This window comes from bacterium, assembly GCA_040753555.1.
In the GTDB taxonomy this organism is placed as follows: Bacteria; UBA9089; UBA9088; order UBA9088; family UBA9088; genus JBFLYE01.
The window spans coordinates 1-8710 of the sequence record JBFMDZ010000091.1 but is presented as its reverse complement, the minus strand read 5'-3'; the positions used below and the strand labels follow the sequence as shown (position 1 = coordinate 8710).

The 8710-nt window shown below is 33.7% G+C and carries 13 protein-coding genes; 9 read left to right on the top strand and 4 right to left on the bottom strand.

The window, feature by feature from the left end:
* Positions 1-338 precede the first annotated feature (338 nt).
* From purD to xerD, 7 genes are read left to right on the top strand one after another with little or no spacing between them, the layout of a single operon-like run.
* Positions 339-1625, top strand: coding sequence for a phosphoribosylamine--glycine ligase (gene purD, locus AB1630_08150; protein MEW6103764.1), 1287 nt, complete (start codon positions 339-341; stop codon positions 1623-1625).
* Positions 1626-1634: 9 nt separating this feature from the next.
* Entirely contained in the window at positions 1635-1967 is a 333-nt protein-coding gene (locus AB1630_08145) for a histidine triad nucleotide-binding protein (protein MEW6103763.1), read from the top strand.
* A gap of 13 nt (positions 1968-1980) precedes the next feature.
* Positions 1981-2166, top strand: coding sequence for a 30S ribosomal protein S21 (gene rpsU, locus AB1630_08140; protein ID MEW6103762.1), 186 nt, complete (start codon positions 1981-1983; stop codon positions 2164-2166).
* Positions 2167-2177: 11 nt separating this feature from the next.
* Complete coding sequence (locus AB1630_08135) at positions 2178-2945, top strand: AAA family ATPase (GenBank protein MEW6103761.1); 768 nt, start codon at positions 2178-2180, stop codon at positions 2943-2945.
* Positions 2946-2948: 3 nt separating this feature from the next.
* The gene (locus AB1630_08130) at positions 2949-3302 is read left to right on the top strand and encodes a hypothetical protein (protein ID MEW6103760.1); all 354 of its coding nucleotides are present in this window, start codon (positions 2949-2951) and stop codon (positions 3300-3302) included.
* Entirely contained in the window at positions 3286-3909 is a 624-nt protein-coding gene (locus AB1630_08125) for an MBL fold metallo-hydrolase (protein ID MEW6103759.1), read from the top strand. Before AB1630_08130 ends, AB1630_08125 begins: the two co-directional genes overlap by 17 nt.
* Positions 3879-4760 carry a site-specific tyrosine recombinase XerD gene (gene xerD, locus AB1630_08120; GenBank protein MEW6103758.1) on the top strand — a complete coding sequence of 294 codons (882 nt, stop codon included), beginning with the start codon at positions 3879-3881 and terminating at the stop codon, positions 4758-4760. The genes AB1630_08125 and xerD overlap by 31 nt, the downstream gene beginning before the upstream one ends.
* A gap of 78 nt (positions 4761-4838) precedes the next feature.
* Here xerD and AB1630_08115 read toward each other — a convergent pair whose 3' ends face one another.
* From AB1630_08115 to hemB, 4 genes are all read right to left on the bottom strand, one after another.
* Positions 4839-5162 carry a hypothetical protein gene (locus AB1630_08115; GenBank protein ID MEW6103757.1) on the bottom strand — a complete coding sequence of 108 codons (324 nt, stop codon included), beginning with the start codon at positions 5160-5162 and terminating at the stop codon, positions 4839-4841.
* Positions 5152-5376 (bottom strand): DUF433 domain-containing protein, encoded by a 225-nt coding sequence (locus tag AB1630_08110; GenBank protein ID MEW6103756.1) that lies wholly within the window; start codon positions 5374-5376, stop codon positions 5152-5154. Before AB1630_08110 ends, AB1630_08115 begins: the two co-directional genes overlap by 11 nt.
* 1 nt (position 5377) lies before the next feature.
* Complete coding sequence (locus AB1630_08105) at positions 5378-6415, bottom strand: hypothetical protein (protein MEW6103755.1); 1038 nt, start codon at positions 6413-6415, stop codon at positions 5378-5380.
* A gap of 168 nt (positions 6416-6583) precedes the next feature.
* On the bottom strand, positions 6584-7567 hold the full coding sequence (gene hemB / locus AB1630_08100; GenBank protein MEW6103754.1) for a porphobilinogen synthase: 984 nt from the start codon (positions 7565-7567) through the stop codon (positions 6584-6586).
* A 102-nt stretch (positions 7568-7669) separates the two neighbouring features.
* Between hemB and tatA the strand changes: the two genes are divergently transcribed.
* On the top strand, positions 7670-7876 hold the full coding sequence (gene tatA, locus AB1630_08095) for a twin-arginine translocase TatA/TatE family subunit (GenBank protein MEW6103753.1): 207 nt from the start codon (positions 7670-7672) through the stop codon (positions 7874-7876).
* Positions 7869-8567: a twin-arginine translocase subunit TatC gene (gene tatC, locus AB1630_08090; protein MEW6103752.1), complete on the top strand. Its 699-nt coding sequence runs from the start codon at positions 7869-7871 to the stop codon at positions 8565-8567. Before tatA ends, tatC begins: the two co-directional genes overlap by 8 nt.
* Positions 8568-8710 lie beyond the last annotated feature (143 nt).

Below are 8710 nucleotides of genomic sequence, written 5' to 3'. Positions count from 1 at the left end.
GACATTGGGATTTCATTTGTCATTGGGATTTGGACATTGGGATTTTTATTCTTTGGCTTCATTATTTTCCTTAACATTATCTAAACATATACATTCCTTATTTCCCTATAGGGTGAATAGTTACGAATTATTTTAACTATGTTAGCAGAAATTTCTCCTTGTGTCAATAAAAATTCGGCTCTTTCGCGGGAGACAGAGTTCTATGACTCACCCTATGGTTTTTATTCTTTACAAATTTTAGTGGTTAAACTTCCAAAGTTAAGAACTTCTAAAGTTTATAAGTTCGGAATTTAAAAACATCTTGACTAAATAATAAAAATAAAATTATAATTTTGTTTATGAAAATTTTAATTATAGGTAGTGGAGGAAGGGAGGATGCAATTGGATGGAAACTCTCACAAAGCCCTGATGTACATGAAATATTTGTTGCCCCTGGAAATGGTAAAACAAAGAGATTTGGAAAAAATATAGCTGTAAAGAAAAAAAACCTATTTTCTCTCTCCTCTTTTGTAGCTTTAGAAAAAATAGACCTTACCATAGTAGGACCAGAAACACCACTTGCTAGCGGAATAGTTAACCATTGGAATGAAAAAGGTCTTCTGATATTTGGACCTTTAAAAGAAGCGGCACAGCTTGAGACAAGTAAGGTATTTGCAAAGGAATTTATGAGAAAAAACAATATACCCACAGCAAACTTTAGGGTATTTTTAAAATCAGATGAAGCATTAAAGTATATTTTTAAGAAAGAATATCCAATTGTAATAAAAGCAGACGGTTTATGCTCTGGAAAAGGAACATTTGTTTGTGAAGACCAAAGGGAAGCAACAGATGCGATAACCAAAATTATGGAAGATAGAATATTTAATTCTGCAGGAGACAAAATAATTATTGAGGATTTTATAGATGGAGAGGAGGCTTCATATATTGCCTTTGTTGATGGAGAAAATTTCCTTCCCCTACCCACATCAGCTGACCATAAAAGGATATTTGATGAAGATAAAGGGCCAAATACAGGTGGAATGGGTGCATATTCTCCAACAGGCATAATAACAAGCGAGATAGAGGAAAAAATAAAGAAAGATATTCTAATTCCAACAATTTCAGGCTTAAATAATATTGGAATTGTATTTAAAGGGATAATCTATCTTGGGCTTATAATTAAAAACAAAAATCCATATCTTTTGGAATACAATACAAGGTTTGGAGATCCAGAGACACAGGCAATAATTCCAAGATTAAAATCAGACCTTCTAATACCAATTATGGCAACAATAGAGGGATGCTTAAATAAAGTAAAATTAAAGGTTGATGAAAGAAAATCCCTTTGCGTTGTCCTTGCCTCTTCAGGCTATCCAGAAAATTATGAGAAACATAAAGAGATAAAAGGAATTTCCGAGATTAATGATGAAAATATCGTTGTTTTCTATGCAGGTGTAGAGGATAGGGATAAAAAGCTCCTTACATCGGGTGGAAGGGTATTGGGAATAACAGGGTTAGATGAAACAATAAAACTCGCAAAAACAAGGGTTTATAATGCAATATTTAATGTAAAATATGAAAATATATATTTTAGATCAGATATTGGAAATAGGGAAATAGAAAGGGAGGAGGGAATTAGAATTTAGGATTTAGAAATGGAAAATTGCATATTCTGTAAGATTGTCCATAAAGAGATAAAGACAAATATTGCCTACGAGGATGAAAAAATGCTGGCATTTTATGATATAAATCCACAAGCTCCATTTCATCTTCTCTTAATTCCAAAAAAACACATTACAGATATTCTTTCACTTGAAGATAAAGATATAATTGGTGAAATAATGCTGAAAATTAAGGAATTAACAAAGGATATTTCACAAAGTGGTTTTAGGATAGTTATAAATTGTGGAAAAGATTCAGGATGTGAGGTCTTTCACTTACACATCCATATATTAGGAGGACGGAGGTTAAATTGGCCTCCGGGATAAAATGAAAAAAGCAATGGTTGGAATAAAGGTTTATGACAATGAATCGCTTGACAATGCCTTAAGAAGATTTAAAAGAAAATGCCTTGAGGAAGGAATAACAGAAGAGCTTAAAAAACGGGCATATTATGATAAACCTTCAGTAAAAAGAAAGAAAAAGAGTGTGCTTGCTCGCAAAAAGAGATATGCAATCATTTATTAAAAAGTGCCTAAATGGGAAAAATTATTGCTGTTGCTAACCAAAAGGGAGGGGTGGGAAAAACCACAACCTGTGTTAATTTAGGAGCAGGGATTTCCTCTTTGGGTTATAAAACCTTAATTATAGATATGGATCCCCAAGCAAATGCAAGCATACATCTGGGTATTTCAATTCATAAATTAAACCATTCAATGTATGATGTTTTAATTTCCCAAGATATAAAAATATCTGATATAATTCTTAAAACCTCTCTTTCTAAATTAGAGATAGCCCCATCACATATCAATCTCTCTGGAGCAGAGATAGAGCTTGTCAATATGATTGGAAGGGAGAGGGTTTTAAAAGAGAAGGTAGAGGAAGTAATAAATGAATATGATTATATTTTGATTGATTGTCCTCCCTCGCTTGGGCTTCTTACCTTAAATTCATTAACAACCGCACAATATCTTATTATACCCCTACAGACAGAATTTTTCGCCTTAGAGGGAATGGATAAACTTATAAGGACATTTGAGATTGTAAAAAATAAGTTAAATCATAGCCTTGAGATTTTAAGTATAGTCCCTACCCTTTACACAGAAAAAACAAAGCTCGCAAAAGAGGCTTTGGAAAAGATTGCCATGTATTTTAAAAACAATGTTTCCAAAATAAAGATAAGAAGAAATGTAAAGCTTGCTGAATCTCCATCACATGGAATGCCCATAATGCTCTATGCACCAAGGTCATATGGAACAATTGATTATAATGACCTTTCTAAAGAAATCATTAAAAAAACCAAATGAGAGATGAAAAAGCCTGTATTAGGAAAAGGTGCGGATGCCCTATTTGAAATAACTCAAGCCACAACAAAAGAGATAGAGGAAAAAGTCTTAAGTTCTAAACTTCCGAAGTTTAGAACTTTTGAACATAGACTTACAATCCTTCTTAAAGAATCCAATCTTTCCTTTCTTTCGGAGCTTGAGAAAAAGATTATGAGAAGCAGAAATCCTAAAAACAAAAGGGAAAGGATAACAAAAAATTCAATAATCAGGGCTTGCCTGGATGCTGTATCTAATCTATCCATAGATACAGGAGAGATTCCAGATGAAAAAGAGCTTTTAAGAAGAATAGAAAGGGCAATAAATGAAAGAAGGGCTTAAGACATTTTGTGTAGGAGATTATGAAACAAATTGCTATCTTATCTTTAACAAGAACAGCGCAATATTGATTGATGCAGGAGAAGGTGTAGAGCAAATTATATATTTTCTCTATCAAAATAAACTATCCCTTAAATATATCATAAATACACATTGCCATATAGACCATATTATGGGAAATGATGAAATAAGAAAAGAGACAAAAGCAGAGCTTCTTATCAATTTTAAAGACAACGAAATGCTTTTTAATCCCCTTCTTAATTTATCGGGATTTTTTGGGTCTTCTATGAAATTTAAAGAAGCCACAAGAACAATTAAAGAAAATGACATTATAACAGTGGGTGATATAAACCTTAAGGTTATTGAAACACCAGGTCATACCCCAGGCTCTATCTCCCTTCTTCTTGATGATGCTATATTTTGTGGCGATACAATATTTTCTAACGGAATAGGAAGAACAGACTTTCCAGAGGGAGACCATAAAATCTTAATAAATTCCATTAAGAAATTGTTAAATTTTCCAGACAACACAACACTTTATCCAGGACATGGAAATCCAGTAACAATAAAAGAGGCAAAATGTCAGCTTGCGAACTTGATAAATTTATAGATTACCTCTTATTAGAAAGGGGATTTTCAAAGAATACAATCTCTGCATATAGAAATGATATTAACCAATTTATACTTTCCCTTAAAAAAACAAAAATTAAAGATATAAATATAAAAATTCTTTTTAATTACCTGTTAGACCTTAAAAAAAATAATCTTTCTTCAAGTAGTATATTAAGAAAAATTGCGAGCATAAGGGCATTTTTTAAATTCCTCCTTCAAGAGGGAATTATACAATCAAATCCAGCATCTTTTCTTAAATCTCAAAAAAGGGAAATAAAACTTCCAAATTTCTTGACATACGAGGATATAGAAAAGCTTCTTTCTTCTCCTGATATTACAAATAATTTAGGCATTAGAGATAAAGCATTACTTGAACTATTATACTCAACGGGAATGAGGGTCTCTGAGATTACTAAATTAAAGATGGAGCAGTTAAATCTTGAGCTTGGATTTGCCAAGGTATTTGGAAAAAGGGAAAAGGAAAGGATTGTTCCCATTGGAAAGGAGGCAATAAAATACCTTAAAATATATCTTGAAAAAAGGCAAAATTTCTTAAAGAAAAAGGAAGACCCCCTTTTTGTTTTCTTAAATTGGAGGGGCTCTCCTTTAACAAGGGAGGCTGTTTGGAAAATGGTTAGAAGATATGGAATAATTGCTGGAATAAGAAAAAACCTATTTCCCCATATTATTCGCCATTCATTTGCCACACATCTTTTAAGAAACAGGGCTGATCTTCGAATAATTCAGGAGCTACTTGGACACTCTGATATATCAACAACCCAAATTTATACGCACCTTGATAGCAATACAATGAAGGAATTTCACAGAAAATATCATCCAAGGCCATAAACAATTGCGAATTTCGTATGTGTTTAGCTTCTCTTTAGAACCCTTTGAATTAACCACAAATTAGCACTAATAAGAACACTAATAAACACAAATAATTTTTTTGTAATTTGTGTCAATTCGTGCTACATTCGTGTCCATTCGTGGTTTTTCTTCCCTTTTTATAAAGCTAAACACATACAATTTTACCTTTTGAAAAACCTGTTGCTCCAAAGACCTTTTAGAATTTTCAAGGTCTCTTTCCTTTAAAGAAAGAACCTCCTCTTTTTTGGCAAGCTCCTGCTCTTTTATTTTGAATTTAGCTTCAAATTCTTTATACAGACTCTTTCTGATTTGGTGAGAAATCGCCTCTGTTAAAGGAATTTCACTTTTACAATATGGGCATACTATTACATCATTTGCCATAGTAATTGCTTCCTTTTAAGTTTCCTAAATCTGTGTCTCCTGGTTCAACAATGTAAGCACGAATATCCTCAACTTGCAAATTGGGATAATAATCTTGCTCAAAAGAGATGTCCTTTCTAACTAATTCAAGCACATTTTGCACAGGAATTCGTGTATTAGCTACACAAGGTTTCCCAAAATGGATATTAGGATTAACCTCCCTCCCCTCTTTCATTTTACCTTTCTGCCCCTTGTCGTTTCACCTGTTCTGTTAGAGAAGGATATGATGGGCCTTCAACAGATTTAATGGCGATATTGGAAACCTTCTGGTAGGCATCCTCTAGTTGATGTGAAAGCCTCGCTATTTCCTGGGTTTGCTCCTTTATTATCTTATCCTGTGCCTCAATTTTGGCAAGAAAGACATTTTTTTCTCCCTCAAATCCCTTCTTTAATAGCTCCTCTTTATTCTTTGCCTCAAGGCTTGTCTTGTCTATTGTTTCTTTTATGGCTTTGGCTACAGCCTGTTCTATCTCTTTGGGAAAGAGGCTTGTTTTTTTGCGTAATTCATTTAGCTCTTCCTCTTTTTCAGCAATTAGCTTCTCCCTTTCTGAAAAAGCCCTTTCCATCTCTTCCCTTTTAATGCTTATTTCTTTCTCTTTTCTTTCCTTCTCCTCCTCAAACTTATCCTTATAAATTTGTTGCTCCCTTTTTATGGCATATTCATACTCTTCCCTCTCCCTCTTTTGCCTTTTCTTCTCTTGTTCCTCATACTCCTTAAATTCTTCCTCTTTTAGCCTCCTTTGTCTTTCTGCTTCTTGCTTTGTTTTCTCAATCTCCTGGGTTAATTGCTCCCTTTTGGTGGAAATTTCAGCCTCTAATTCCCTATGCTTTTGATGCCCTGCCTCTATGAGTGTTGCCATGGTTGCTAGCTGTTTTTCTATTCCATATACCTCTTCCAGCTCCTTTTCCTTAACACTAATTGCCTCTTTTATTTTTCTGTATTTATTAACCTCCTCCTCAAGGCAGTTGCAAAGCTCTGTAAGCACCTTTGCCATATTTAGCTTTATTGTTGCAATCTCCTTTACAACCCCATCTATTGATAGGGATTCTGCTGTCTCAATAACCTCCTTTGTCTTTTTCTCCTCAATCTTTACATCAGGCTTTAACTCTACATCAGCCCTTTCCTTGATTTGCTCAAGGAGTGTATTGTAAGCATCCAATATCTCTTGCTTGGTGCTTGTAGTAGAAATGGGTTTTGTCTTTTTCTCTGCCATAATAATCCTCCTTAATTTACTTTTAGATATTTTAATTCCAAATACTAGCCTATGTCAAGGAACAATTGTATAAACACATACGATTTTTTTATTACTCAATTATTCTGATTTCTTTAGCCTTCTTCTGCTAGCCTTTGATATTTTTCAACAAGCTTTTGGATTTGTAATTTAGCTTATTTTGCTAACAAGGTTTTTTGCATATTCTTTGGCAAAATATGTAATTATTATGTTAGCACCAGCCCTCTTTATAGATGTTAATGCTTCATCAACAACCCTTTTTTCATCAATAAATCCACCTTGAGATGCTGTCTTTATCATAGCATATTCTCCAGAGACAGAGAAGGCACAAAGGGGCACATTAAATCTTTCATTTACAAGAGAAATTACATCCAAATAAAAAAGGGCTGGCTTTACCATAACAATATCTACCCCTTCCTCAATGTCTTGCTCTATCTCTCTTAAAACCTCATATTTGTTTGAATAATCCATCTGATATGTTGTCCTATCGCCAAAGGATGGAGCGCAATTTGCCGCATTTCTAAATGGAGAGTATAAAGATGAGCTATATTTTGCCGAATAGGACATAATAGGAATATCCTTATATCCTTCATTATCCAAAGCATTTCTTATCGCCCCTACCCTTCCATCCATCATATCAGAGGGTGCTACCATATCTGAACCTGCCCTTGCCTGAGAGATTGCAATCTTTGCCAACACCTCAATGGTGTTGTCATTATCTATTTTACCATCTTCAACAATGCCACAATGCCCATCTTCTCTATATTCACAAAGGCAGACATCTGTTATTATAAGCAAATCCTTTACTTTCTTTTTCAATTCCCTACAAGCCCTTTGGATTATTCCAGAATCTGAATATGCTCCACTTCCCTCTTTATCCTTTTTCTCTGGGATTCCAAAGAGGATAATGCCAGATATGCCCAAATTTTCCAATTCATCTATCTCTTTTAAAAGCTCATCAATAGATAAATGAAATTGACCAGGAAGGGATTTTATCTCTTTCCTTATATTTTCTCCAGAGACAACAAAATATGGCATTATGAGGTTTTCTGGACTTACCTTTGTTTCCCTTACCATCCTACGAAATGCCCTATTCTGCCTTAACCTTCTTAATCTTGTTTGAGGAAAATACATAGAAAGAATTTAACAAAATAGCCTTTATTATGTCAAGGGTATGCGTTCAGCTTTGATAGTTTGTTGTTGACAGGGTTTTGTTTTTTAATATAAAATTTATTTATGCTAGGTGGTTTAGGACCAACAGAGTTAATTATAATCCTTATCATAGCCCTGGTTATCTTTGGAGCAGGAAGGCTTGCTGGAATTGGTGGTGCACTTGGTCACGCAATTAGGGATTTCAAAAAAGCCTTATCAGGTGTTGACGAAGAGATAAAGAAGGTAGATAAGGAAATAAAAAGCGAAGCAAAAGAAGAAAAGGGTGGCTGATAAAGAAATAGGCATTCTTGATCACCTTGAGGAGCTAAGATATAGGTTTATTATAATTATCAGCGCCCTTTTTATTACAACTTGCATTTCTTACTTTTTTGCCTATAAAATCCTTTCTTTTATAAAAATTCCAGCAGGAAATATAATCCTTGTCTATCTTTCACCATTTGAGCCATTTATGATCAGGCTAAAGATTGCTTTATTTTCTGGAATTATGCTTTCATTGCCAATTATTTTATATCAAACCCTTGCATTTCTTGTTCCAGGCTTAAAAAAGAATGAAAAGAGAACATTATTTCTTATCCTTTTTGTCTTTATCGTCCTTTTTATTATGGGTGCTTATTTTTCATTCGTTTTCCTCCTTCCGATTAGTCTAAAATGGCTTTTTGCTCAAGCAAATGGATATCTCACATCAAATATAAGGGCAGATTACTATATTATGTTTGTCGGATGGTTTGTTTTAATATCTGGGCTTGTATTTGAAACCCCCCTTCTCATTATATCCCTCCTTAAACTTAAGATATGCACATATAAAAGCTTAAGGAAGCAATGGCAGATAATATACATTGGAATTTTGGTTGCATCAGCCATTCTTACACCAGATTGGAATCCAATAACAATGCTCTTAATGGCAATTCCCATTCTCTTTCTATATGAGGCATCCCTTCTTATAGGAAGGCTCTTGGCATAACTAAACTCATTCTTTTAAAAAACTGGAACTTACCCATAAGTTTGTAGAAACAAATCCTGCTTAGGTTTTTAACACTTTATTTTATTCAAAAAGAGAAAAACTAAAATTTTATCTTTAAAAAAAAGGAAAAAATGCCGATATAT